Here is a 24,327-nt window from a genome sequence, read left to right as displayed (position 1 = left end):
TCAGGCGCCCCGCCCTTCGGCTGCCGCCTCGATCGCGGCGATGTCGATCTTGACCATCGCCGACATCGCTGCGAACGCGCGTGCGGCCCGGCCGGGGTCAGGATCGGCCAGCAGCTGCATCATCCGCCTGGGCACGATCTGCCAGCGCACGCCCCAGCGGTCGCGGCACCAACTGCAGGCGATCTCCGCCCCGCCGTCTGCGATCATGGCTGCCCAGATGCGGTCTGTTTCAGCCTGGTCGTCGGTATAGATCTGGAACGAAATTGCGTCGGTGTGCGGGTTGCCGGGGCCACCGTTGAGCGCGACAAAGCCCTGCCCCGCCAAGGTGAACTCGACCAGCAGCACCGCTCCCTCGGCGGTCGAGGGATTGTCCGCCGGTGCATGCACGATCCGGTCGATGCGGCTGTCCGGCACCACCGCCACATAATGCCGCGCCGCAAGCTCAGACACTCCATCGAACCACAGACACGGTGCAATCTTGCTCATCGGTTCACCCTCTCGCAGCCCGCCGCTTGCTGTGCGACTCGGACCTGTTGTTGCCGAGTGTCGCCAGCCATGTTATCAAAAGCAACTGTTTAGTTATTATTTATAACTTCGAAGGAGCATTTTTTGGCCAGACGGCTATACGACGATGCCTGTGGAACGGCGCATGGGCTTGAATTGATTGGAGAACGCTGGGCTCTGCTGGTGATGCGCGAACTGATGCTCGGCCCGCGACGGTTCAGCGAACTGCGCGCAGACCTGCCCGGGATCAGCGCCAATGTGCTGACCCAGCGGCTCGAGGGGCTTGAAGCCAAATTGCTGGTCGCCCGCCGCCGCCTGCCGCCGCCGGCCTCCGCACAGGTCTATGAACTGACCCCCTGGGGCTATGAGGCCGAGCCGCTGGTCCAGATGCTGGGCCGCTGGGCGGCGCGATCGCCCTGGCACGATCCGACGCTGCCGATCAGCGGGGTGTCGATCATGCTCTCGTTCCGCACGATGCTGGACAGTGCCCGCGTCGGCGATCTCGACCTGCGCGTCGGCTTCGTCTTCGGCGACATGGCCTATGTCGGCCACCTGACCGCGCGCGGGATCGCGATTGCGCGCGGCGAGCCCGAGCGGTGCGACATCGTCTTTGCCGGAACCCCCCATGCGCTGGCCGGCGCGGTCTATGGCGGGGTGCCGCTGGAGGCGCTGGCTAAGCAGGGGCTGCTGACCGCGCAGGGCGACCCCGCATTAATCGCGCGCTTCTGCACGCTGTTTCCGCTGCCCGAGCGGGTGCAATTGCCTCCAGAATGACGCAAACTCGCGAATTGCCCTCGACTCATCAGGTCGGACGCGTCAGTCTCTGCGCGGAACAAACAGGGGGCAGGGATGGTCGCCATCGTCCAGACCGTTGCGTATCTGGGGCTCGAGGCGCGCAGCGTCGAGGCGCAGGTGCAGATTTCGCCCGGCGTGCAAAAGGGCATCGCTGTGGTCGGCCTGCCCGACAAGGCGGTGGGCGAAAGCCGCGAACGGGTGCGCGCGGCGATCGCCTCGCTGGGTCTGTCGCTTCCGCCCAAGCGCATCACCGTCAACCTCTCGCCGGCTGATCTTCCCAAGGAAGGTTCGCATTACGACCTGCCGATCGCGCTGGCGCTGCTCGCGGCGATGGGGATCATCGATGCCGAACTGGCGAGCGAGTATGTCGCGGTGGGCGAACTCGCGCTCGACGGGCGGATCGCCGCCTCGCCCGGCGTGCTGCTCGCAGCCTTGCATGCGTCGGCAACCGGAAGAGGGCTGATCTGCCCGGCTGCGCAGGGCGCGGAGGCCGCCTGGGCGGGCGGCATCGATGTCATTGCCGCACCCGACCTGCTCACTTTGCTCAACCATCTGAAGGGCAATGGACGATTGAGCCCGCCCCGGCCCGGGATCGCCGAGGAGCCGGTGCGCGGCGCCGATCTCAAGCAGGTCAAGGGCCAGGAGACCGCCAAGCGTGCGCTCGAGATCGCGGCTGCCGGGGGGCACAACATGGTGATGACCGGGCCGCCGGGCGCGGGCAAGTCGCTGATGGCTTCGTGCCTTCCGGGCATATTGCCGCCGCTGACGCCGGAGGAGGCGCTCGAAGTCTCGATGGTGGCGAGCGTCGCGGGCACGCTCACCGATGGCCGGATCAGCCGCGCGCGTCCGTTCCGCGCACCCCACCATAGCGCCTCGATGGCGGCGCTCGTCGGCGGCGGGCTGAAAGTGCGCCCGGGCGAGGTGAGCATGGCGCATCTGGGCGTATTGTTCCTCGACGAACTGCCCGAATTCCAGCGCACTGTGCTCGATTCGCTGCGCCAGCCGCTCGAGACCGGCGAGGTCAGCGTCGCGCGCGCCAATGCGCATGTGACCTTTCCGGCGCGGGTGCAGATGATCGCGGCGATGAACCCGTGCCGCTGCGGGCATCTGGGCGACCCCGCGCTCGGCTGCTCGCGCGCGCCCAGATGCGCGGCGGACTATCAGGCCAAGGTATCCGGCCCGCTGCTCGACCGTATCGACCTGCATGTCGAGGTCGAGGCCGTCACCGCCGCCGACCTGACCCTGCCCCCGCCCGCCGAAGGCTCGGCCGAGGTCGCCGCCAGAGTCGCCGCCGCCCGCGCCCTCCAGACCGCGCGCTACGCCGACATCAAGGCCCGCACCAACGCCGAGATCGACGGAGAAGCGCTGGAACGCTTCGCCACGCCGGATGAGCCGGCAAGGCAGCTGCTGGCAAGAGCGGCAGAGGCGATGCGTCTATCTGCGCGCGGCTATACACGAGTTTTGAGGGTCGCCCGCACGATCGCGGATCTGAGCGGCGCACAGACAGTGGGCCGGGTGCATGTCGCAGAGGCACTGAGCTACCGCAGACGGGCACCGGTGGGTTGAGAATTTATCAGACATGCAAACAACGAGCGATTTAGCATACAGACTGTCAGTGCCATACAATTTCATCATGCGCTTACTGCTTCTGGTCACATTGACCGCGATGTCCGGCGCGTGTGGCCCAGATCAAAAGCCATTTCCTGAAATCGACAGGAGCAAGCTCCAAATCACTTTGTCGCGGTCGGGGTGTTTCGGTTCGTGCCCGGCCTACGAAGTGAGGATCGACGGCGGTGGCAATGTTGTTTTCGATACTGGTCCCAACTCAGCAGAAATGGGTCTCGGGGAAGGGAAGGACTATTCGACCCAGACCGGCGTTAGGGTAGCGGGCCGTTACCGCACCAGCTTAGCAGCAGAACAGGTCGATGCCCTTATTGACCAATTCAAAGGCGCAGACTTCTTCAACCTGAAGGACGAATACCAGTCCGAAATCACAGACAATCCGACCTACATCGTCTCGATCGACACCGGAAACGGCAAAAAAACGGTCGTGGATTATGCTGTCGAAAGTGTCGGCATGCCGGCAAGCGTTACCCGGATCGAAGATGCCATCGACACTGCGGCCGGAACAGAACGCTGGATCAAAGGCACGCCTGAGGTTGTAACAATGCTGGAAGCTAAAGGCACTGACTTTACGGGGACGATCGGGTTGGAACTCATGGATGCAGCCGCCGAGCGAGACGATGTCACCACAATGGCTAGGCTCAAAGCACTGGGTGCGCCCGTAAATATAGAAAATGGTCCAAGCCCTTTCAGGTCTGCAACCTACGCAGGTAGCAAGAAAGCAGCCTCATGGTTGCTGGAAAACGGTGCCGCCGGGTCCAACGAGGCATATGCTGACGCCGTGTTTGCGGCTGTCACAGTCGGTCACCACAGCGCGTTCCGGTTGTTGGCTCGTGATCCGAGGCTTAAGGAGCTTGGCCAGCGCAAAGCCACCGAGTTGCTGGCCATCGCCGCGGCAAACGCAGATGTCAGACTTGTAAGGCAGTTGCTGGCAGTTGGAGCAGATCCGCGTGGCTTGGCCGAAGCTTCCAGCCGCCCCGATCCCCCATTGTTTGAGGCCGCTAATGGAGGGCTGGTCAATGATCACGATTTCGGGGCCGAAAAGCGCAGGACGGTTGTAGGTCTGCTCTTGAACGCCGGAGCAAGTATAACGCACTCTCGATACGGTTATCCTCAAAGCATATTGTGGGCGGTCGATGACCCTGTGATCGCGCAGATGCTGATAAGCGCCGGAGCCGACCCCAATTTCAAAGACAATGAGGGCGAGCATATCCTGTTCAGTGTATCTGAGGACACGGTAGCGATGGTCCTGATTGCTCACGGCGCGGACCTAACCGCGGTCCGGCCAGGCGATGGGATGACCTTGAGCCGCTGGGCCAGAAAGCAAGGGTGGCCCAGGGTTGTCGACCTGCTGAACCGCAAAGGACTCTAACAGTGGAGCTATCGCCCCGCCGTTTCGATTTTCCGATATTTTAACAGCAGCGGAGCCCCCCGCCCCGCTGCCGTCATCGCATTACTGCGCGGTCCAGCCGCCATCCACGGGGATCGCGGTGCCGGTGATTTGCGCTGCTGCCTCGCTCGAGAGGAACGCGGCGAGTTCGCCCATCTGTTCGGGGGTGGCGAACTGCTTGCTGGGCTGCTTTTCGATCAGCAGCTTTTCGGTTGCGGCTTCCACGCTGATGCCCTGATCGGCGGCCATCGCCTCGATCTGCTTCTGCACCAAAGGCGTGTGGACCCAGCCGGGGCAGATGGTGTTCGACGTGATACCGGTGCCGGCGTTCTCGAGCGCAACGACCTTGCTTAGGCCGACCACGCCGTGCTTGGCAGCGACATAGGCCGCCTTGTGCTTGCTGGCGATCAGGCCGTGGACCGATCCGATGTTGATGATCCTGCCGAAGCCCTTTGCCTTCATGTGCGGCAGCGCGGCCTGGATGGCGAAGAAGATACCCGACAGGTTGATCGCGATCACTTGATGCCACTTGTCCGCCGGAAAGTCCTCGACCGCGTCGGTGTGCTGGATGCCGGCGTTGTTGACCAGGATGTCGACCGAGCCGAGCTTTTCGACGCACAGTTCGACCATCGCCTTGACATCATCGGGCTTGGACATGTCGGCATTGCTGTAGACGACCTCGACGCCGTATTTGGCGGCCAGGCCTGCGCGTTCCTTCTCGATCGCATCGGCATCGCCGAAACCGGTGATGACCAGATTGGCGCCCTTGGACGCCAGAACATTGGCAATGCCCAGCCCGATTCCGCTGGTCGAGCCGGTGACGATGGCATTCAGTCCCTTAAGCATTTCAGATCCCCTTCAGAGCAGTTGCACAACGCGGCCCGGAGCTTTGTTCGCAGGTGCAGCGAATCACTCTTGCCGACTCGTCTAACGTGAGTTACCCCTACGTTCCAACGGAAAAAGACGGGTTTCGCATCAGTTTCTGGGGGAAATGCGATGGCCAAGGCTAGCCCGTCGTCTGCGGCCGATGCTGCGGATGCGAAATCCGAAAATGTCAAATATGTTGCAGCCGCTAACAGCAAGCCGGTCAATCTGGCGTTGCAGGGCGGCGGTGCGCACGGGGCCTTTGCCTGGGGCGTGCTCGACCGGCTGCTCGAGGATGGCCGGCTGAAATTCGATGCGGTGAGCGCGACCAGCGCGGGCGCGATGAACGCCACGGTGCTGGGCTATGGCCTTACCATCGGCGGGGCCGACGGGGCGCGCGAAGAGCTCGAGAAATTCTGGAAGAAAATCAGCGACGAAGGCGCCAAGGGGCCGCTGCAGCCTTCGTGGATCGACAAGGCGATGGGCAACCACAGCCTCGATTTCAGCCCCGCCTTCCTGATGATGGACATCCTCTCGCGGGTGATGTCGCCTTATGAGCTCAACCCATTCAACTTCAATCCGCTGCGCCAGGTGCTGGAGTCCAGCATCGATTTTGGCGTGCTGCGCGAGGGCTGCCCGATCAAGCTTTTCCTGTCGGCCACCAATGTACGCACCGGCAAGGTCCGCATGTTCGAGAACCATGAGATCGGCCCCGATCAGGTGCTGGCATCGGGCTGCCTGCCGTTCATGTTCCAGACCATCGAGATCGATGGCGAGGCCTATTGGGACGGCGGATACATGGGCAATCCGGCAATCTTCCCGCTGATCTATGGCAGCGAGACCAACGATGTCGTGATCGTCCACATCAACCCGCTCAACCGCGAGGAAATCCCCAAGACCGCCAAGGACATCCTCAACCGGATCAACGAGATCAGCTTCAATTCCAGCCTGATGCGCGAGATGCGCGCGATCGCCTTCGTCACCCATCTGATCGACGATGGCCAGCTCAACGACGACAAGCACCGCCGGATGCTGATCCACTCGATCCAGGACGAGGTGTTCATGGAAAGCCTGGGCGTCACCAGCAAGCTCAACCCCGACTGGGGCTTCATGAAGAAGCTGCGCGATGTCGGCCGCGAATGCGCCACCCAGTGGCTGGACAATCATTTCGACGATGTCGGGGTGACATCGTCGACGGACATCAAATCCTTTTTTCTCTGATCCTTTGGTCAAAAACGGGGGTTCCTGACCATGACGCCTGAAGACATCCTGAAACTGCCTTCCATGCCCGCCGCAGCGCCCAGCTATCCGCTCGGCCCGTACCGCTTCATAAACCGCGAATTCATGATCGTGACCTACGAGACCGACCCGGTTGCACTGCGCGCCGCGGTGCCCGAGCCGCTCGAGCCCAATGCCGACAATCTGGTGCTCTACGAATGGATCCGCATGCCCGACAGCTCGGGGTTCGGCGACTATACCGAAAGCGGTATCGTCATCCCCTGCACCTATCAGGGGGAGCCGATCAACTACACTGCGCAGATGTATCTCGACGACGAGCCGCCGATCAGCGCAGGCCGCGAGATATGGGGCTTTCCCAAGAAATACGCTCTCCCAAAGCTGATCGTCGCGTCGGACACGCTGACCGGCACGCTCTCTTATGCGGGCCAAACGGTGGCGATGGGAACGATGGCGTACAAGTGGCAGGAGAGCCCCGGCGGCTGCGAGGCGCAGGCCAAATCGATGACCAAGACATCGTGCAACCTCAAGATCATCCCCGATGTCGATGGCAGCCCCAAGATCTGCCAGCTGGTCGCCTATAATCTGGAGGACGTCACGGTGAAGGGCAGCTGGGTCAGCCCAGCGCGGCTGCAGCTGATCCCGCATGTCAACGCGCCGGTGGCGGACCTGCCGATCCTGCGCATCGTCGGCGGAAAGCACTTCATCAGCGATCTCACTCTGCCGCACGGCCGGGTGCTGTTCGATTACATCAAAGACGCCGAAGGCTGAGGGGGGACAGGACATGAACAAGCAGGATGTGCTGAAGCTCAGCTCCATGCCGCTGCAGAGCCCGACCTATCCGGTGGGCCCGTACAAGTTCTTCGAACGCCAGTACATGATCATCAACTACCGGACCGATCCGGCGATGATCCGCCAGATGCTGCCCGAGCCACTCGAACCCGATGGCGATGTCGTCTCGGTGCAATGGCTCGACCTGCCCGATGGCGAGGGCTTCGGCGCCTATTCGGCGGTGGCGCAGGCGATCCCCTGCGCGCTGGGCGGCGAGAGGTGCACCTTCCTCACCCAGATGTACGTCGACAACTGCCCGCCGCTCGCGGGCGGTCGCGAGATCTGGGGCTATCCGATGAAGTACGGCATCGCCAAGCTGGATACCGTGGGCGACACGCTGACCGGAGTGCTGACCTATGCCGGGCAGACCGTCGCCAGCGGGACGATGGTGTACAAGCACGGCAGCCCGACCGATCCGGCAGCAATCGAGGCGCTGCTCAAGCGCACGCAGGTGACGCTCAAGCTGATCCCCGACATCGACGGATCGCCCGCAATCGCGCAGCTTGTCGGCATCACCTTTGCCGATGTGGTGGTGAATGGCGCGTGGACCGGGCGGGCGCGGGTCGAGCTGATCGATTCGGTCAACTGCCCGCTCGCCGACCTGCCGGTGCTCGAACACACCGGCGGCCTGCATCTGGTGACCGACATGACGCTGCCTTATGGTCGCGTGCTGCACGATTATTTGACCTGACGGGCGCCCAAACGAACACTCCTGACCCCGGCGCGGCTTGAGCCCGCCGGGGTTTTCGCGCTCAGAGCAGCTCGGCCACCGTCTCGCTGGGCCGGCAGAGCTTGACTGCATTAGGTGTCACCACGATCGGGCGGTTGATCAGGATCGGGTGCGCCATCATCGCATCGACAATCTGCGCGTCGGTAACGCCGGCATCATCGAGTCCCAGCTCCTTGGCCAGTGGCTCCTTGGCGCGCAGCAGGCCACGCGCGCCCTCACCCGCCTGCGCGATCAGGCTTTCCAGCGTATCGCGCGAAGGCGGGGTCTTGAGATATTCGACAACCTGCGGCTCGTGCCCCGCCTCGCGGATGGCCGCCAGAACGTTGCGCGAGGTGCCGCATTTCGGGTTGTGATAGACGGTGAACTGCATCGCCTGTTTCCGCAGGATCAGAACGGCACGTCGTCGTTGAGATCGTCGTCGAAGCCGCCGCCGCCCCAGCCGCTCGAAGAACCGCCATCGTTGAAGCCGCGCGCCCCACCCGAGCCACCGCCCGACGAGCCGCCGCCGCTGCTGCGAGCGCCGCCACCGCCGCCGTAATCACCGCCGCCGCCACCCATGCCGCCACCGCCGCCGCCGGGCTTGCCGTCGAGCATGGTCATCACAGCGCCAGGGCCCTGCAGCACGACTTCGGTGGTGTAGCGGTCGTTGCCGTCCTTGTCGGCCCATTTGCGGGTGCGCAGCTGGCCTTCGACATAGATCTTGCTTCCCTTGCGCAGGAAGCGTTCGGCGACGCCGACCAGGCCTTCGCCGAAGATCGCGACAGTGTGCCAGTCGGTCCGCTCCTGCTTTTCGCCGGTGTTGCGGTCCTTCCAGTTTTCGGTGGTGGCCAGCCGCAGATTGGCGACCTTGCCACCATTCTGGAAGCTGCGGACTTCCGGATCGGCACCCAGATTGCCGATCAGAATGACCTTGTTGACGCTGCCCGACATATGCTTTCCCCGGATATTGTGTGCTGTGGTGGATGACCGGGCAGAAATTCGCTCCGGTCTGTTGTCGCGTTTATAGCCCTAAAGCCGTCGCGGTCCAGAAGGTAATCCCTGCCGCGACCCATGCCAGGCCGAACAGATAGGCGAGCATGAACATCGGCCATTTCCAGCCATTGGTCTCGCGCTTGGTCACCGCGATGGTTGATATGCACTGCGGCGCGAACACGAACCAGGCGAGGAACGCGAGCGCGGTGGGCAAAGACCAGCGTCCCGCGAGCCGCTCGCCCAGCGCGAGCGCTGCGGTTTCCTCGTCGGGCGCGTCGATCGCATAGGTCGTCGCCAGCGCCGAGACGGCAACCTCGCGCGCCGCCATCGCCGGGATCAGCGCCAGCGCGATGTCGCGGCTGAACCCGATCGGCGCGACCACCGGCTCGAGCAGGCCTGCAATCCGTCCCGCAGCCGAATATTCAGATTGGCTCATACTGCTGCCTTCGGGCACCTGCGGATAGGTGAGCAGCAGCCACAGGCCGATGGTCACCGCAAAGATGATCGTGCCTGCCCGCCGCAGGAACAGCGCAGCGCGCTGCCACAGCCCCAATGCCAGATCGCGCAGCCGCGGCAGCTGGTATTTGGGCATCTCCATCAGGAAGCCGCTCGCCCCGCCCTTGGCGACGGTCGAGCGCAGCACCAGAGCGACCACCATCGCGCCGATGATGCCGAAGACATAGAGCCCGAACAGCACCAGCCCCTGCATCCCTATCCCCGGGCCGATCGCGGTGGAGGGGATGAACGCGGCGATGATCACGGTATAGACCGGCAGCCGCGCCGAGCAGGTCATCAGCGGCGCGATCAGGATGGTGGTCAGCCGGTCCTTCTCGTCCGAGATGCTGCGCGTCGCCATGATGCCCGGAATCGCGCAGGCGAACGATGATAGCAGCGGAATGAACGAGCGTCCCGACAGGCCGACCCCCGCCATCATCCGGTCCATGATGAACGCAGCGCGCGCCATGTATCCGGTCGCCTCCATCAGCAGGATGAAAAAGAACAGGATGATGATCTGCGGTAGGAAGACGACCACCGAGCCGACGCCCGCGATGACGCCATCGACCACCATCGAGCGGAAGAAGCCTTCCGGGATCGTCGCGGTCGCGAGTTCGCCCAGCGCCGCAGCACCCGCCTCCAGCGCATCGGCGAACGGCGTTGCCCAGCTGAACACCGCCTGGAAGATGATGAACAGCAGCGCAAACAGGATGATCGGCCCGGCAAAAGGGTGGAGCAGCACGCCATCGGCGCGGTCGGTCCAGCGGCGGCTGTCGGTCTGCGAAACGATCGCGCTGTTGGCGATGTGCTCGGCTCGCCTGCGCCGCGCGCGCATGTCCGGCTCGCCCAGCGGCGCGTGCGGCCCCTGCTTGGCGAGGATCACGGCATCGAGCGCGGCGGCGAGTTCTGCCAGCCCCCTGCGCCGCACCGCGACCGTGGGGATCACCGGCACGCCGAGGTCCGCAGCCAGCCGCGCGGCATCGAGCGTCAGCCCGTCACGTTCGGCAAGATCCACCATGTTCAGCGCGACCACCGTGGGCAGGCCCAAAGCCAGCAACTCGAGCGCGAACACCAGATGCTGGTCGAGATTGGCCGAATCGAGCACGATGATCAGCGCCTCAGGCCGACGCTCGCCCGTCTGGCGGCCCATCACCACATCGCGGGTCACCGCCTCGTCGGGGCTGGTCGGATCGAGGCTGTAGCTGCCGGGAAGATCGATGAGCTCACCCGGACGGCCATCGGCAAAAGTAAAGCGGCCCGATTTGCGCTCGACGGTGACGCCAGGATAGTTCGCGATCTTCTGCCGCGCGCCGGTTAGCGCATTGAACAGCGCGCTCTTGCCTGCATTGGGGTTGCCGACCAGCGCGATCAGCGGCTGATGCACGGTCATGCGATGGTCTCTGGCGCGGCGTCGGGCGCGCGCAGCGTGATGGCGCGGGCATGGACGCGGCGGATCGCCACCGTCATCCGGCCGATGCTGAGCGCGATCGGATCGCGCCCGAAGAAGATGCCGCGATGGCGGATGGTGACGCTCGCGCCTTCGTCGACGCCCAGCGCGCGCAGCCGCTTGCCTTCGTCTGCAGGCAGGACGCTCCAGTCGATCGCGGAAATTTCCGCACGCTGGCCGGTGGGGAGCTGGTCAAGAAGCATGGTCTGGTGTTGCGAACCGCTATCAATATCCGCGCGTGCGCGCCAGCGATTTCTTGTGACAGCGTCACCCGCCCCGGTGCACCCGTGCGGGCTTGGCGCGGCGGGGGTGCTGGGCTAGTCCAGCAGCATGGGCAGGGCGCACGCATCACCGGACGCGATCATCATCGGCGGTGGCCATAACGGCCTGACCTGCGCCTTCTATCTGGCGCGCGCAGGCCTGTCCGTGCGGATCGTCGAAGCGCGCAATGTGATCGGCGGCGCGGCGGTGACCGAGGAATTTCACCCCGGATTCCGCAATTCGGTGGCCAGCTACACGGTGAGCCTGCTCCAGCCCAAGGTCATCGCCGACATGGGTCTGGTCGGACGCGGGTATCGCGTCATCGAGCGCCCGGTGTCGAACTTCCTGCCGCTTGCGCAGGGCGATCATCTGATCCTCGGCGGCGGGCTGGAGCGCACGCAAGCCGCGTTCGCGCGCTTCTCGCGCAAGGACGCCGAGGCGCTACCGGGCTATTACGCGATGCTCGAACGCGTCGCCGATGTGCTGCGCGAGCTTGCGCTGCGTCCGCCGCCCAATGTCGGCGGCGGCGTCGCCTGGCTGGTCGATGCGCTGACCACCGGGCGGCTGCTTTCCCGGCTGCCGCGCGAGGTCCAGCGTGACGTGCTCGACCTGTTCACCAAGTCCGCGCGCGAGTTCCTCACCCCCTGGTTCGAGAGCGCGGCTGTACAGGCGGCGTTCGGCTTCGACGCGGTTGTCGGCAACTATGCCAGCCCCGACACGCCGGGCTCTGCCTATGTATTGCTCCACCACGTGTTCGGCGAGGTCAACGGCCACAAGGGCAGCTGGGGGCATGTCATCGGCGGGATGGGCAGCATTACCCGGATGATGGCCGAGGCCTGCGCCGAGCAAGGCGTCGAGATCAGCTTGAACAGCCCGGTCGAAAAGGTGCTGGTCGAGGGCGATCGCGCCACCGGAGTGCGGCTGGCAAGCGGCGAGGAACTGCGGAGCCAACGCATCATCGCCAATGTCGGGCCGAAACTGCTCTATGGGAAGATGGTGCCGCGCGCCGCACTTCCGCAAGATTTCGCGCGGCGGATCGATGGCTACGTTTGCGGATCGGGCAGCTTCCGGATGAACGTCGCGCTCGACCGGCTGCCCGATTTCACATGTCTGCCCGGGGCCGAAAACCCTTGGGGCGAGCATCTGCGCGCAGGCATCGTCATCGCGCCCAGCCTCGATTACATGGACCGCGCGTTCAGCGATGCCAAGGCGCACGGCTGGTCGCGCGAACCGATCGTCGAGATGCTGATCCCCTCGCTCGTCGACGACAGTCTAGCGCCCGCGGGGCATCATGTCGCGAGCCTGTTCTGCCAGCAATTCGACCCCAAGCTCGACTGGACGCCCGAGCAGGAAGCGGCGGCTGCGGGCACGATCATCGATACGGTCGAGGCGCACGCGCCTGGCTTTCGCGCTTCGATCCTGGGCAAGCAGGTGCTCAGCCCCAAAGGTCTGGAGCGCACCTTCGGCCTGATCGGCGGCGACATCTTCCATGGCCGGATGAGCCTCGACCAACTCTGGGCCGCGCGCCCGGTGCTGGGCCATGCTGATTATCGCGGGCCATTGAAGGGGCTGTACATGTGCGGATCGGGCACGCACCCCGGCGGCGGCGTCACCGGCGCGCCGGGGCACAATGCGGCAAAGGTGGTGCTGGCGGACAAGAGATGGCGGCGGGGGTGACCCTCTCCCCTCCCGCCCGCGGGAGGGGAGAGGCCTGTGTTACCCCTTCGCCAGCCGCGCCGCAGAGGCCAATTTGATGAATGCCCACACCTCGCTATCGAAGCCGGGATCGGCCTGAACCGGCCAGTTGGGCATGTCGTCGTACATCTTCATCGTGCCCTGCATCATCGCCGGGCTCGCAACCTGGGTGAAGGGTTTGAGCAATTCGAACCAGCGCGCGACAAAGCCCGCTGCGGCCTCGCTGGCAGGGTCCATCGGCAGCGCGGCCTTGATCGCGTCGCCCAGATCCTTCCATTGCGCGGCATAGGCCTCGTTATCGAAACCGGGCGTCATTGCGCCCATCTTCTCGGCCCATTCGGCCTGCTCTTCGGGGGTGAAATAGCGGTCGGTCACCGCCTTCCATTGGTCTTGTGACATGGTTGTCGTGTCCTGTTGTTCGTGTCGGATCAGCGAGCAGAAGGTCTCTGCATCGATGGGCTCGCCGCGATCGATGCGTGACTTGACGGAAACGAGAAGTGCCTGCGCATCGGATATGCGCCGCGCCTGCGCCTCGAGATGGTCGAGCTGTGCGGTGATCAGCCCGTGAAGATCGATCCGCCGGTTGGCGGTCAGCCGCTGGATCTGCGCCAGAGTCAGCCCCGCCTTCTTGAGCGACAGGATGAGGTTCAGCCGCTCCAGCGCCGCCGCATCATAATGCCGCCGCCCAGACGCAGTGCGCAACGGCTCCACCAACCCCCGCGCCTCGTAAAAACGCAGCGCGCGGGCGGTGAGACCGGTGAGCCGGGTGACGGCGGCAATGTCGAGCGAATCAGTCATAAGCGGCTTATGCCACTTGACGTTACGTCAGCTTCAAGGGGAATTTTTCAGTCCTCCCCCCTACCGCTTGCGGGAGGGGAGAGGGGTTGGCTATCCTGCCCCAACCGAGCGCTCGAACGCCACCGTCTCGCGCAGCGCAAAGGGAGGTTGCAGAACCTCTGCGAACCAGTCCGACCGAAAGCCCCGCAGGCCGCCCAGATGGGCGATCAGCTCGCCCCAGTCCGGCATTTCCTCGTGAAAGTTCCAGAGCCTTTTGCCGGTCACCACCTCGCAGCAGATGAGGTCGGTTGCGACCTCGTCGCGCTTGTAGAAGGTGACCTTGTCGATGCTGGACAGCGGAAGTGCTGGCAATATCTGCGTTATCGCACGCGCACCCACCTCAATCGCCTGCCTTCCCCAGATATCTGGCGATCAAGGTGATATGCAAATGATGAATGCCGATCGCTACCAGCGCCATGACCAGCATGGCCGGGATGACCATGTTTTCCTGACCGGGGCGTGGATCGACGAAGATAGAGGACAAGCTGGCCGCACATAATACCAGCGTTCCCAAGACCGGCATGACAGCCAACGCGGCGACGCGGGGCGCAGTCCAGTTCACTTCGCCCCGATTGGACCACTGCATCGGCAACCGATCAACGGCACGAAACTTTCTGTTCGCAAGCATCGACATCGAAACCAATACAATCACGACGACGAGAGTTAACATAACAGGCAGCATTATGTGTCTCCAAATCTGGCGGTACTTTACCATTCGCAGTGACCCCCTGCAAAGGATTCACACGACGCTCGTAGTGTAGAAGGCACCTCCTCCCGACTTTCCGCATGACGTGCCCCGCCCCATGAGTCATGATCGCGCCCGACATAGCGAGGTAAACCATGCGGAAACTTGCGTCGTTCCTGTTCATCTCGCTCGACGGCGTGGTCGAGGCGCCCGACACTTTTGTCCGGCCCGAGCTGTATCAGGACTTTTCGCCGCTGATCGCGCAGTCGATCGCCGGGCAGGACCTGGTGCTGATGGGCCGAAAGATGTACGAGGAATGGTTCGCGTTCTGGCCGGCCTCCGACATCCAGCCGTTTTCGGGCTTCATCAACACGGTGCCCAAGCTGGTGGTGTCCGGCACACTGACATCGACCGAATGGCAGGGCTCGTCGCTGCTGGCAGGCGACGTGGCAACCGAGGTCGCCTCCCTCAAGGCCACCGATGGCGGTACCATCGGGGTACATGGCATCGCGCTGATCGAGTCGCTGATCCATGCACGACTGATGGACGAGCTGCATTTCGTGCTCGTTCCTGCGATGGCAGGTTGCGGACGGCGACTGGTGTCCACGGCTGCCGAGGCGATCCAGCTCGACCTGATTTCTGCGCAGACGACCCCCACAGGATTGCAGCACCTTGTCTACACGCTGCGGTCAGGCTGACGCCGCTTCCACGCACCCGGTTCGCCCCATTTTCCGCATGACGCCGCGCAGCCGATCCGCCATTGTCGCACCCGATGCGTGCCTTGATCCTTCGTCGGCTGTTGACCGCAATCCCCACTTTGCTGCTGGTCCTCATCGCGTCGTTCACGCTGATGCGGTTTGCGCCGGGGGGGCCGTTCGATGGCGAGCGGCCGCTGGCGCCCGAGACGCGCGCGGCGCTGGAGGCGGCTTATGGGCTGAACCTGCCGATGGGCGAGCAGTTCGCGCTGTACCTGAAGCGCACGCTCACCGGCGATTACGGGCCGAGCCTGGTCTATCGCGATTTCTCCGTGACCCAGTTGATCGCCGACAGCCTGCCGGTGTCGCTCACCCTGGGCGGTCTTGCGATCATCCTCGCGCTGGCGCTCGGGCTGGCCGCAGGGACGGTCGCCGCGCTGCAGCCCGGTGGCTGGGCGGATGAGGCGCTGATGCTCGCTGCCACGATCGTCACCGCCCTGCCCAGCTTCGTCACGGGGCCGTTGCTGGCGCTGATCTTCGGGCTGTGGCTGGGGCTGCTGCCGGTCGGCGGGCTGGGCGACAGTCTGCTGAGCGCGCCGCAATTCTGGGTGATGCCGGTGATCGCGCTGGCGCTGCCGGTCGCAGGAGCGATCGCCAAGCTGGCGCGTGCAGGCCTCGCGGCGGCACTGGCCGATGCCACGCCGATGGCGCTCTCGGGCGGTCAGGCGCAGCGGGTCGCGATCGCCCGCGCGCTGGTGGCAGAGCCGCAGATGCTGGTGCTGGACGAGGCGACGAGCGCGCTCGACCCGCTGGTGGGCGCGCAGATCGTCAAGCTGCTCAAGCGGCTGCAGCGCGAGCAGCACATCGCGATGCTGGTGATCACCCATGATCTCGCGCTGGCGGCGCAGTTCTGCCACCGTGCGCTGGTGCTCGATGCCGGGCGGATCGTGGAGGCGAGCCCGATTGTGGAGCTGATCGCTGCCCCGCAGGCGGCGATGACCCAAAGGCTGGTGGCCGCAAGCTGACGCCTGCGACCACCACCCCCCTTGCAAAGGGTCAGCGGGTCAGAACTTGACCGTGCCGGTGACGAATACCTGGCGCGGGTTGCCGTAGAAGGCCGTCGCAACGCCCTCGGTGCCCAGCGTCGGGATGAAATTGCCCGCCGCATTACGCGTCGGCGTACCGTCGGGCGCGGTCGCGAGGAACTGGTAGCCCGAGGTGATGTACTGCTTGTTCAGGATGTTCTTGGCGTTGAGGCCGAAGCTGAACCGGTCGGCATCATCGCGCCAGATCAGCGCGGCATCCCAAAGCGCATAGCCCTTCTGGTCGAGGAACGGGCTGGGCGTCTCGAACTGGAAGGTCTTGCTGCGATAGCTGACCGTGGTCGACGCGGTGATCATCCCCGAGAAGGCCGGAAAGGCGCCGGTGAAGGTGCCCGATGCGGTCCATTTGGGGGTGTTCTGGATGCGGCGCAAATTGGCGACGTCGATGTTGCGCGCATCAATGAAGCGCTTGTATTCGCCATCGATGTAACCCAGCGTGCCATTGAAGCTCAGGAACGAACCGTCGCCGGCAAAGTCGCGGGCGAACACGGCGTTGCTCTCGAATTCCAGGCCCTTGAACTCGGCCTTGCCGGCGTTGGTGGTGACACCGATGAAGGTGTCGTTGGTGCCGTCGCCGTTCGAATCGAAGCCTGCGGACCCGGGCACCTGCACATTGGTATAGTCGGCGTAGAAGCCGGTCAGCGCGATGTTGATCGCATTGTCGGCAAAGCTACCCTTCCAGCCAAGTTCATAGCTGTCCACCGTCTCAGGCTCGAAGCTCAGGAAGTCGAAGATTTCCTGCTGGCTGCGCACGCCATCGCGGTTGGTGTCTGGCGCGGCGGTCGAAAGGCCGCGCGGATCGAAGCCGCCGCCCTTGAAGCCCTGCGAGTAACTGGCGAACAGCAGATGATCGCTGTTGGGCTTGAAGCTCAACGACGCGCGCGGGTTGAAATCGGTAAAGCGCGCCTGGCCGTTGAAGTTCGAGGTGGTGGCGAGCACCAGCGGGGTGCCGCCGAACTCGGCAGAGCGGCCCAACTTGGTCTGACGCAGGATGGTCGAGTTGCGCTTGTCGACGGTGTAGCGGCCGCCCAGGGACAGCGACAATTGATCGGTGAAATCATAGGTGAAATCGCCGAACACCGACCAGGTATCGGTGCGCACGTCGCCGGCGGTGAAGGCGTTGAGGTTGGCGACCGTGGTGAACAGCAGCACATCGAACGCGGTCGAAGCCTTGGCATCGAGATAATAGAAGCCGACCAGGCCCTTGAGGCGGCTGCCTTCATACAGCAGCTGGAATTCCTGGCTGATCTGCTCGTTGCGATACAGCGCAGGCACATCGACATCGATCGCGGGCAGCGCGTCGAAATCGATCGGGGTGAAGCTGTCATCCTTGCGCCAGGCGCTGATCGACCGGAAGGTCAGCGTGTTGGTCAGTTCTGCGGAGATGTTCATCGCCAGGCCGTAAGCCTCGATGTCCTGCTTGGGCGCGTTGAGGCCGGCGCGGGTGTCGTAGACATCGCGCAGCACCGGGGTTCCGCTGCGGATGCCGGGGATGAGGCGGTGGCCGTTGCGCGGATCGGACTTGTCGCGGGTATAGTCGCCCGAGATGCGGATCATGATCGGCGCGCCATAACCGCCGATTTCCAGCGTGCCGCGGCCTGCATAGACATCGCGGTTGTAGTTCTCGAGCCCGCGGATGTTGAGGTTGTCGCCAAAGCCGCCGCGCGACAGCCGCGCGAAGGTGCCGCCGACGCGGACGATATCGCCGATCGGAGCCGACACGGTGACCACGCCATCGGCCTGGTCATAGGTGCCGTAGGTGCCGCGCACCTTAAGGCTGAACTCCTGCGGCAGCATCTTGGTGACGTACTTGACCGCGCCGCCGATGGTGTTGCGACCATAAAGCGTGCCCTGCGGTCCGCGCAGGACTTCGATCCGCTCTACCTCGTAGATATCGAGCACCGCAGCCTGCGGGCGGTTGAGATAGACATCATCGAGATAGATGCCGACGCCCGCCTCGAAACCGGGCACCGGATCCTGCTGGCCCACGCCGCGGATGAACGCGGTGAGGGTCGAGTTGGTGCCGCGCGAGTTTTCCAGCGTGGTGTTGGGGGTGATCTGCGAAATGTCGGTGATGTCGAGCGCGCCCTGGTTTTCCAGCCGCTCGGCGGAAAAGGCGCTGATCGCGATCGGCACATCCTGCAGGTTTTCTGCACGGCGCCGCGCGGTCACGACGATCACGGAGCCATCGGCCGAGGTCGTGGCGGCCTCTTCCTGCGCGTCCTGCGCCTGGGCCATGGCGGGAAGCGCGGTCAGCGCGGCTGCTGCAACACCCAGCGTCAGCGAGGCGCGCGCGGCGGCAAAGCGGGTGAACCGAAACGATGACATTATATTCCCTCCATCATCCAAACCTGAAGTCCCGCGGTGCGCCGGTTCATCTGTTGACCGGCCTTGCGCAAGGCGTGAATGTTCATTAGTGAAAGTTGAACCAGCTTTCAACTCTTATCCGTTTGGGGGAGACAAAGCCGGAGAGATCGGCCAGAAGTGTTGCATCAGTGCATCATGTGCGGCGGTGGGAGTGGATTATGGCGGCACAGGCACCTGACCCAATCGGGGACGAGGCGGGCGACCCGTCCGAAAGGCCGGGCAAGACACCCCGCACTGCGCGTGGCCGGGCGACCCTGCGCAAGCTGCTCGACGCAGCCGCGATCGAATTTGGCGAGCGCGGTTTCCACGAGGCCTCGATCAGCGGCATCACCCGCCGCGCGGGCACGGCGCTGGGCAGTTTCTACACCTATTTCGATTCCAAGGACGAAATCTTCCGCGCGCTGGTGCAGGACATGTCGGCACAGGTCGGCGTGCACGCTGCCGCCGCGATGCAGGAGGCCAAGAGCGCGCTGGATCGCGAACGCGCCGCGCTCAAGGGCTTTCTGGAATTCGCGCGCGAACACAAGGAAATCTACCGTATCATCGACGAGGCCGAATTCGTCGATTCAGACAGCTACCGCGCGCACTATCAGGTCACCGCATCGCGCATTCTGGCAAGGCTGAAGGCTGGCGCCGAGACCGGCGAACTGCGCGACGATGTCAGCGAGCTCCACGCCTGGGCGGTGATGGGGATGAACGTGTTCCTTGGCCTGCGCTACGGCATCTGGAGCGAGGACCTCGCCCCCGACGCGATCGCCAGCGCGGCGAACGACTTCATAGCGCGCGGGCTGAAGCCTTGAAGGTCATCAAGGTGGTTGCGTCCTGACCCGGCATTCCCGCGAAAGCGACAATGACGGTGCCGACGCTCGCCTCAGTCGCTCGCCATCAGCAGTTCGGGCAGATCGCCGCTTGATCCCCGCGCCTCGTCGATGATGAACCGGCGGATCAGGCCGGTGCGCCCAACAATCTGCATGCCCAGACGCCGCACCAGCGAAGGCGCGCTGCCCGGCAGGCCATAGAGCCGGTTGAGCACATCGGTGGCGCCCGCCATCATCGCGTTGTCAAGCATCCGCCAGTCCTGGTAGCGCTTGAGCTGCGCCAGATCGCCCGGATCGAGCCCCAGCCGCGCGCCCTCCCCCAGCACCTGCGCGAGCGCCGCGACGTCACGAAGCCCAAGGTTCAGCCCCTGCCCTGCGATCGGATGGATGATGTGCGCGCTGTCGCCGACCAGCGCGATGCGCGGCGCGACCATGGCACTGGCCTGGCACAAGGTCAGCGGCCAGCTGCTGCGCGGCGTCACGGGGGTGATTTCGCCCAGAAAACCGCCGCTCATCTTGGTGAGCGCGGCACCGAACGCGCGGTCGGACAGCGACACCCATGCATCGGCCTTGCCCTCGGGCACCGTCCAGACAATCGAGGCCATCGCGCGGCCGTCGTCATCGTCGTTGAGCGGCAGGATCGCGACCGGACCATCGGGATAGAAGATCTCGAACGCGGTGTTCTGGTGCGATTTCTCCAGCGTCACCGCGGTCACGATGCCGCGCTGGCGATAGGACCACTGGACCAGCGTGATCCCGGCGAGGTCGCGCGTCGGCGACATCCGGCCCTCTGCCCCCACCAGCAGCGATGCCGAAAACGCCCGGCCATCGGCGAGCGTGATTGTCGCACGATGCGCATCGACCGCGCGGATCGCGACCTCTGCGCCCATCACCAGATCGATATCGTCATCGGCGCTGGCCGCCTCGAACAGCGCTCCGCGCAACAGGCTGTTGGGAAGCATCACCCCCATGCCCTCTGCGCCCGCATCGAAATCGAGCCCGCCCTTGCGCAGACCGTCGCTCACCGCGATGCGATCGATCGGGCATGCATCGCGCCACAGGCCATCGGCCAGTCCGAGATTCTGCAGCATCTGCCAGCTGGTGCTGGCGAGCGCCGAGGCCCGGCCGTCAAAGCCCGGATCGGCCAGCGTCTGCGGGCTGATCCGGTCGATCACCCTGACGGAAAGGCCGCTGCGCACCAGCGCCAGGGCAAGCGCAAGGCCAGCAGGCCCCGCGCCCATGATCAGGATGTCGCTATGCTGCGCTGAAATGTTGGTATCGGTCATGGTGCCAATGTAGGGCGCAACATCCGCTCTGAACAGGGGCTTTGCCGTCCGGAGTCCGGCTCAAGTCCTTGCTTGACGCGGAGTCCGTCCTCTGCGCAAAATGCACGACATTTACCATATTGCCGGAGTTGAACAGGATATGGCCAGCCGCGCCGCCACCAGAAACGCGCCCGATTGGCGCGACCTGATGCGTCAGAGCCTGTTGCGCAGCGGCAGTCTGATCCTGTCGCTGACCTTGTTTGCGCTCACCGCATTCGTCGCCGTCTCGCTGATCACCTATCAACAGACTGATCCGTCGTTCAACACCGCCGCCGGGGGTCCGGTGGACAACTGGATGGGGATGACAGGCGCCTGGATCGCCGATTTCATGCTGTTTCTCGCCGGCCCTGCCAGCGCGCTCGCCCTGCCGATCACCGCCATCCAGGCGCATCGGATGTGGATCAACCGCCCGCTGGGCCATTGGCGGCGCGCAGTGCTGGCCACGCTGGTCAGCATCGTGATGCTAGCGGTCGCATCGGCGGTGTTCTTCGGAGAGGCCGCGCAGCATTTCCCCGCCGGGCCTGGCGGCCTGACCGGTCTGGTCGGCGCGCGCGGGATTCAGGCTTTGGGTGGATTGCTGCCGCCTGCAGCCGTCGCCTGGGCGGTCTATGGCACCGCGGGCCTGCTGGCGTTTGCCGGCACCTTGCTGGGCTGGAAGGCGCTGGGGCTCGAGCGCGGGCTGCTGCGCATGCCGCCGATCAAGGTGAGCGTGCCCGAAGCGCTGTTCCGCAAGCCGATCGGCCCGGTGATCGAGGAAGGCGACGAGGACGCAGCCGACGATGCCATGGAAACCCCACGCCCGGCGCTCGCCGCCCCGCGCAAGGAGGCCGTGCCCGACAACCGTCCACCGCCGGAGATCACCGAGCCCTCGCTTCGGCCCGCCAAGGCGCAGCTTGGCCCCAAGAGCAAGCAGGGCGACTTTTTCGGACCTTATGACCTGCCCTCTGTCGACCTGCTCGACCCGCCACCGACCAGCACCGGCCCCGCACTCGACAAGATCGCGCTCGAACGCAATGCCCGCTTGCTCGAGACGGTGCTCAGCGACTTCAACGTCAAGGGCGAGATCACTGCGGTGCGCCCCGGCCCGGTCGTCACCCGCTACGAACTGCTCCCTGCGCCGGGCATCAAGGCCAACCGCGTCATCCAGCTTGCCGACGATATCGCGCGCAACATGTCCGCGCGCTCGGCGCGTGTGGCGGCGATCCCCTGCCGCAAGGAGCTGGGCATCGAGCTTCCCAACCAGCACCGCGATGCCGTGGTGCTGCACGAGATGATCGGCTCCAGCCATTTTGCCGAGAACACCGGCCAGCTTCCGGTGATCCTGGGCAAGAACATCTCGGGCGATCCCGTCATCGCCGATCTCGCACCGATGCCGCATCTGCTGATCGCCGGCACCACCGGATCGGGCAAGTCGGTCGGGCTCAATGCGATGATCCTGTCGCTGCTTTACCGGATGACCCCCGAGACGCTGCGGCTGATCATGATCGATCCCAAGATGCTCGAGCTGTCGATCTATGACGGCATCCCGCATCTGCTCTCGCCGGTGGTGACCGAACCGCAAAAGGCGATCCGCGCGCTCAAATGGGCGGTCGAGCAGATGGAAGAGCGCTACCGGATGATGAGCGAGCTCAAGGTCCGCAGCCTGGTCAACTTCAACGACAAGATCCGCGTCGCCAAGGCCAAGGGCATCCCGCTGGGCGAGGAAGTTCAGACCGGCTGGGACCCCGTTAGCGGCCAGCCGCAATACGAGAAGAAGCAGCTCGACTACGAGCCGATGCCGCAGATCGTGGTGATCGTCGACGAGCTTGCCGACCTGATGATGACCGCGGGCAAGGAAGTCGAGTTCCTGATCCAGCGGCTCGCGCAGAAGGCGCGTGCGGCGGGGATCCATCTGATCATGGCGACCCAGCGACCCTCGGTCGACGTGATCACCGGCGTCATCAAGGCCAACCTGCCCACCCGGATCAGCTTCCACGTCACCAGCAAGATCGATTCGCGCACCATCCTGGGTGAACAGGGCGCCGAACAGCTGCTGGGCAAGGGCGACATGCTGTACATGTCGGGCGGAAAACAGGTCGAGCGCGTCCATGGTCCGTTCGTGTCCGACGAGGAAGTGCGCCGCGTCGCCGATCACTGGCGCTCGCAGGGTGCGCCGGACTACATCCAGGCGGTGACCGAAGAGCCCGAGGACGGCGGCTTCGCGCTCGATGGTGCGAGCCTCGACGATACCCCCGAAGAACAGATGTACCGCAGCGCCTGCCAGATCGTGTTCGAAAGCCAGAAGGCATCGACCAGCTGGCTGCAGCGCCAGTTGCGCATCGGCTACAACAGCGCCGCGCGGCTGGTCGAGCGGATGGAAGAAGACGGTTTCATTAGCGCGCCCAACCACGTTGGGCGCCGCGAAGTCTTCCGCGACAAGGACGGCAACCCGCTCTGACTGTGCAGAGCGGGTCGACCGCGATCAGTCGCGCCCGGCGATCTTGATCGGCTTGCCGAGCAGCGTCTTCACGTAGATGCGCTGGACCATCACATAGACCACAACGGTCAGCGGCGCGGATAGCAGCACGCCCAGAAAGCCGAAGATCAGCCCTGCGGCGACCACTGCGAACAGCAGCACGGCGGGCGGAACATCGACCGCGTGCTTCTGGATCATCGGCTGGAGGAAGTTGCCCTGCAGCTGCTGGACCACCAAGAACAAGCCGATCGTCCAGAGCGCAGCCGTCGGCGAGACGGTGAACGCCAGCAGCACCGCGGGAACCCCCGCAATGATCGGTCCGACCATCGGAATGATGTCGAGCAGGCCCGCGATCACGCCGAGACCGCCCGAAGCCGGAACGCCCAGCACCCACAGCCCCACGCCAGTCAGGACAGCCACGACCAGCGACGACACCGCCTGTCCGACCATCCAGCCGCGCAGACCGCGCGATGCATCATCCAACGCCGCGGCAACCGGCTCTTCCGCCCGAGCGGGCATCAACAGCAACAGGCCGCGCCGGTACACCATCGGATCGCTGGCGATGAAGATCGCGCCTACGAGCACGAGTACGAAGTTCGCGATCCCATTGGTCGCGGTCATGGCAAATCCGCCCAGACGCGCGGCCATGCTGGAGATGTCTCCGGTTCCCTGGCGGATCATGTCGCGGGTGGAATTGCCCAGGCCGAACTGGTCGAGCTGTGCCTCGACGCGATCGATCGCAGGCGGGATGCTCTGCTGGATGGTGTCGAACTCGTTGGTCAACTGCGATCCGAACAGTGTGAAGACCCCGGCAAACACGCCGATCGTCAGAAGCACCGAAATGGCTAGCGCGGGCCCTCGGCTCATCTTGGTATATCGGCACACCCGGCTCGCCATCGACGAGAACACCGCGGCCAGCACCAATGCCGCAAACACCATCATGAGGAAGCCAGCGAGTTCGATGATCAGCCAGGCGACCCCGAGAATGGCGACGACGACCATCGTTATGGCAGCGACCCGGCCCGCTCCCCACACGCCATCCCGGCCGTCACGATCTGCAGGCTCCATTAAATCAGTCTTTCACAACAGTGGAACGCCACCGGCCTGAGGCCAGTGGCGCATTTGGTGGGTGTCGAGAGGGATATCACCGGTGATGAACTTGGAAAAGCTAAGACGCGCGGTGGGCACCCCCGCATTGA

At 64.5% G+C, this 24,327-nt stretch carries 23 protein-coding genes; 11 read left to right on the top strand and 12 right to left on the bottom strand.

Annotation, left to right across the window (positions count from 1 at the left end):
- A complete protein-coding gene (locus tag B5J99_RS07740; protein ID WP_117352070.1) occupies positions 1–486 on the bottom strand; it encodes a VOC family protein in 486 nt (161 codons plus the stop codon).
- Between the two features lie 123 nt (positions 487–609).
- On the opposite strand from B5J99_RS07740, the gene B5J99_RS07735 reads away from it, so the two are divergent.
- The 3 genes from B5J99_RS07735 to B5J99_RS07725 all read left to right on the top strand — a co-directional run bounded on the left by B5J99_RS07735 (position 610) and on the right by B5J99_RS07725 (position 4,294).
- Entirely contained in the window at positions 610–1,278 is a 669-nt protein-coding gene (locus B5J99_RS07735) for a winged helix-turn-helix transcriptional regulator (RefSeq protein WP_245991794.1), read from the top strand.
- A 75-nt stretch (positions 1,279–1,353) separates the two neighbouring features.
- Positions 1,354–2,865, top strand: a complete 1,512-nt coding sequence (locus tag B5J99_RS07730; protein ID WP_117352068.1) for a YifB family Mg chelatase-like AAA ATPase — start codon at positions 1,354–1,356, stop codon at positions 2,863–2,865.
- A gap of 49 nt (positions 2,866–2,914) precedes the next feature.
- A complete protein-coding gene (locus tag B5J99_RS07725) occupies positions 2,915–4,294 on the top strand; it encodes a DUF6438 domain-containing protein (protein WP_162892500.1) in 1,380 nt (459 codons plus the stop codon).
- Between the two features lie 81 nt (positions 4,295–4,375).
- Here the strand turns inward: B5J99_RS07725 and B5J99_RS07720 are convergent, their stop codons facing one another.
- A complete protein-coding gene (locus tag B5J99_RS07720) occupies positions 4,376–5,158 on the bottom strand; it encodes a 3-hydroxybutyrate dehydrogenase (protein WP_069051356.1) in 783 nt (260 codons plus the stop codon).
- A 150-nt stretch (positions 5,159–5,308) separates the two neighbouring features.
- Here B5J99_RS07720 and B5J99_RS07715 point away from each other — a divergent pair, with 150 nt between their 5' ends.
- Genes B5J99_RS07715 through B5J99_RS07705 form a run of 3 tightly spaced genes read left to right on the top strand, consistent with a single transcriptional unit; the run spans position 5,309 to position 7,934 of the window.
- Positions 5,309–6,397: a patatin-like phospholipase family protein gene (locus B5J99_RS07715; RefSeq protein ID WP_117352066.1), complete on the top strand. Its 1,089-nt coding sequence runs from the start codon at positions 5,309–5,311 to the stop codon at positions 6,395–6,397.
- A gap of 30 nt (positions 6,398–6,427) precedes the next feature.
- Entirely contained in the window at positions 6,428–7,183 is a 756-nt protein-coding gene (locus B5J99_RS07710) for an acetoacetate decarboxylase (protein WP_117352065.1), read from the top strand.
- A gap of 13 nt (positions 7,184–7,196) precedes the next feature.
- Complete coding sequence (locus B5J99_RS07705; protein ID WP_117352064.1) at positions 7,197–7,934, top strand: acetoacetate decarboxylase family protein; 738 nt, start codon at positions 7,197–7,199, stop codon at positions 7,932–7,934.
- A gap of 61 nt (positions 7,935–7,995) precedes the next feature.
- On the opposite strand, the gene arsC is transcribed toward B5J99_RS07705, so the two are convergent.
- The 4 genes from arsC to B5J99_RS07685 form a co-directional block, all read right to left on the bottom strand.
- The gene (arsC, locus tag B5J99_RS07700; RefSeq protein WP_117352063.1) at positions 7,996–8,343 is read right to left on the bottom strand and encodes an arsenate reductase (glutaredoxin); all 348 of its coding nucleotides are present in this window, start codon (positions 8,341–8,343) and stop codon (positions 7,996–7,998) included.
- A 17-nt stretch (positions 8,344–8,360) separates the two neighbouring features.
- Entirely contained in the window at positions 8,361–8,903 is a 543-nt protein-coding gene (gene ssb, locus B5J99_RS07695) for a single-stranded DNA-binding protein (RefSeq protein WP_117352062.1), read from the bottom strand.
- 70 nt (positions 8,904–8,973) lie between these two features.
- Entirely contained in the window at positions 8,974–10,830 is a 1,857-nt protein-coding gene (feoB, locus tag B5J99_RS07690) for a ferrous iron transporter B (protein ID WP_069051351.1), read from the bottom strand.
- Complete coding sequence (locus B5J99_RS07685; RefSeq protein ID WP_054135416.1) at positions 10,827–11,090, bottom strand: FeoA family protein; 264 nt, start codon at positions 11,088–11,090, stop codon at positions 10,827–10,829. The genes feoB and B5J99_RS07685 overlap by 4 nt, the downstream gene beginning before the upstream one ends.
- Before the next feature lie 127 nt (positions 11,091–11,217).
- Here B5J99_RS07685 and B5J99_RS07680 point away from each other — a divergent pair, with 127 nt between their 5' ends.
- Entirely contained in the window at positions 11,218–12,825 is a 1,608-nt protein-coding gene (locus B5J99_RS07680) for a phytoene desaturase family protein (protein ID WP_117352061.1), read from the top strand.
- Positions 12,826–12,864: 39 nt separating this feature from the next.
- Here the strand turns inward: B5J99_RS07680 and B5J99_RS07675 are convergent, their stop codons facing one another.
- From B5J99_RS07675 to B5J99_RS07665, 3 genes are all read right to left on the bottom strand, one after another.
- Positions 12,865–13,641, bottom strand: coding sequence for a MerR family transcriptional regulator (locus tag B5J99_RS07675; protein WP_117352060.1), 777 nt, complete (start codon positions 13,639–13,641; stop codon positions 12,865–12,867).
- A 90-nt stretch (positions 13,642–13,731) separates the two neighbouring features.
- On the bottom strand, positions 13,732–13,992 hold the full coding sequence (locus B5J99_RS07670) for a hypothetical protein (RefSeq protein ID WP_245991792.1): 261 nt from the start codon (positions 13,990–13,992) through the stop codon (positions 13,732–13,734).
- Positions 13,993–14,020: 28 nt separating this feature from the next.
- Complete coding sequence (locus tag B5J99_RS07665; protein ID WP_162892499.1) at positions 14,021–14,362, bottom strand: hypothetical protein; 342 nt, start codon at positions 14,360–14,362, stop codon at positions 14,021–14,023.
- Between the two features lie 158 nt (positions 14,363–14,520).
- On the opposite strand from B5J99_RS07665, the gene B5J99_RS07660 reads away from it, so the two are divergent.
- Positions 14,521–15,063 (top strand): dihydrofolate reductase family protein, encoded by a 543-nt coding sequence (locus B5J99_RS07660; protein ID WP_117352058.1) that lies wholly within the window; start codon positions 14,521–14,523, stop codon positions 15,061–15,063.
- Positions 15,064–15,164: 101 nt separating this feature from the next.
- Positions 15,165–16,085: an ATP-binding cassette domain-containing protein gene (locus tag B5J99_RS19855; RefSeq protein WP_245991790.1), complete on the top strand. Its 921-nt coding sequence runs from the start codon at positions 15,165–15,167 to the stop codon at positions 16,083–16,085.
- Between the two features lie 39 nt (positions 16,086–16,124).
- On the opposite strand, the gene B5J99_RS07650 is transcribed toward B5J99_RS19855, so the two are convergent.
- Positions 16,125–18,491, bottom strand: coding sequence for a TonB-dependent receptor (locus tag B5J99_RS07650; RefSeq protein WP_117352056.1), 2,367 nt, complete (start codon positions 18,489–18,491; stop codon positions 16,125–16,127).
- Between the two features lie 197 nt (positions 18,492–18,688).
- Here B5J99_RS07650 and B5J99_RS07645 point away from each other — a divergent pair, with 197 nt between their 5' ends.
- On the top strand, positions 18,689–19,330 hold the full coding sequence (locus B5J99_RS07645; protein WP_171900270.1) for a TetR/AcrR family transcriptional regulator: 642 nt from the start codon (positions 18,689–18,691) through the stop codon (positions 19,328–19,330).
- Between the two features lie 71 nt (positions 19,331–19,401).
- Here the strand turns inward: B5J99_RS07645 and B5J99_RS07640 are convergent, their stop codons facing one another.
- Entirely contained in the window at positions 19,402–20,634 is a 1,233-nt protein-coding gene (locus B5J99_RS07640; protein WP_117352055.1) for an FAD-dependent monooxygenase, read from the bottom strand.
- Positions 20,635–20,773: 139 nt separating this feature from the next.
- Here B5J99_RS07640 and B5J99_RS07635 point away from each other — a divergent pair, with 139 nt between their 5' ends.
- Positions 20,774–23,110, top strand: coding sequence for a DNA translocase FtsK (locus tag B5J99_RS07635; RefSeq protein ID WP_117352054.1), 2,337 nt, complete (start codon positions 20,774–20,776; stop codon positions 23,108–23,110).
- A 24-nt stretch (positions 23,111–23,134) separates the two neighbouring features.
- On the opposite strand, the gene B5J99_RS07630 is transcribed toward B5J99_RS07635, so the two are convergent.
- A complete protein-coding gene (locus tag B5J99_RS07630; RefSeq protein WP_117352053.1) occupies positions 23,135–24,196 on the bottom strand; it encodes an AI-2E family transporter in 1,062 nt (353 codons plus the stop codon).
- Positions 24,197–24,327 lie beyond the last annotated feature (131 nt).

Source organism: Blastomonas fulva (assembly GCF_003431825.1).
In the GTDB taxonomy this organism is placed as follows: domain Bacteria; phylum Pseudomonadota; class Alphaproteobacteria; order Sphingomonadales; family Sphingomonadaceae; genus Blastomonas; species Blastomonas fulva.
Note: the sequence above shows the minus strand (reverse complement) of the source record. Positions and strands in the feature narration are given on the sequence as shown.

Bases quoted from the DNA above. Each gene is read 5' to 3' on its own strand.
- B5J99_RS07645 (WP_171900270.1), top strand. From the start codon at position 18,689: ATGGCGGCACAGGCACCTGACCCAATCGGGGACGAGGCGGGCGACCCG.
- B5J99_RS07685 (WP_054135416.1), bottom strand. From the start codon at position 11,090: ATGCTTCTTGACCAGCTCCCCACCGGCCAGCGTGCGGAAATTTCCGCG.
- B5J99_RS07665 (WP_162892499.1), bottom strand. From the start codon at position 14,362: ATGCTGCCTGTTATGTTAACTCTCGTCGTCGTGATTGTATTGGTTTCG.
- B5J99_RS07640 (WP_117352055.1), bottom strand. From the start codon at position 20,634: ATGACCGATACCAACATTTCAGCGCAGCATAGCGACATCCTGATCATG.
- B5J99_RS07705 (WP_117352064.1), top strand. From the start codon at position 7,197: ATGAACAAGCAGGATGTGCTGAAGCTCAGCTCCATGCCGCTGCAGAGC.
- ssb (WP_117352062.1), bottom strand. From the start codon at position 8,903: ATGTCGGGCAGCGTCAACAAGGTCATTCTGATCGGCAATCTGGGTGCC.
- B5J99_RS07650 (WP_117352056.1), bottom strand. From the start codon at position 18,491: ATGTCATCGTTTCGGTTCACCCGCTTTGCCGCCGCGCGCGCCTCGCTG.
- B5J99_RS07715 (WP_117352066.1), top strand. From the start codon at position 5,309: ATGGCCAAGGCTAGCCCGTCGTCTGCGGCCGATGCTGCGGATGCGAAA.
- B5J99_RS07635 (WP_117352054.1), top strand. From the start codon at position 20,774: ATGGCCAGCCGCGCCGCCACCAGAAACGCGCCCGATTGGCGCGACCTG.
- arsC (WP_117352063.1), bottom strand. From the start codon at position 8,343: ATGCAGTTCACCGTCTATCACAACCCGAAATGCGGCACCTCGCGCAAC.
- B5J99_RS07720 (WP_069051356.1), bottom strand. From the start codon at position 5,158: ATGCTTAAGGGACTGAATGCCATCGTCACCGGCTCGACCAGCGGAATC.
- B5J99_RS07675 (WP_117352060.1), bottom strand. From the start codon at position 13,641: ATGACTGATTCGCTCGACATTGCCGCCGTCACCCGGCTCACCGGTCTC.
- B5J99_RS07630 (WP_117352053.1), bottom strand. From the start codon at position 24,196: ATGGAGCCTGCAGATCGTGACGGCCGGGATGGCGTGTGGGGAGCGGGC.
- B5J99_RS07710 (WP_117352065.1), top strand. From the start codon at position 6,428: ATGACGCCTGAAGACATCCTGAAACTGCCTTCCATGCCCGCCGCAGCG.
- B5J99_RS07660 (WP_117352058.1), top strand. From the start codon at position 14,521: ATGCGGAAACTTGCGTCGTTCCTGTTCATCTCGCTCGACGGCGTGGTC.
- B5J99_RS07730 (WP_117352068.1), top strand. From the start codon at position 1,354: ATGGTCGCCATCGTCCAGACCGTTGCGTATCTGGGGCTCGAGGCGCGC.
- B5J99_RS07740 (WP_117352070.1), bottom strand. From the start codon at position 486: ATGAGCAAGATTGCACCGTGTCTGTGGTTCGATGGAGTGTCTGAGCTT.
- feoB (WP_069051351.1), bottom strand. From the start codon at position 10,830: ATGACCGTGCATCAGCCGCTGATCGCGCTGGTCGGCAACCCCAATGCA.
- B5J99_RS07680 (WP_117352061.1), top strand. From the start codon at position 11,218: ATGGGCAGGGCGCACGCATCACCGGACGCGATCATCATCGGCGGTGGC.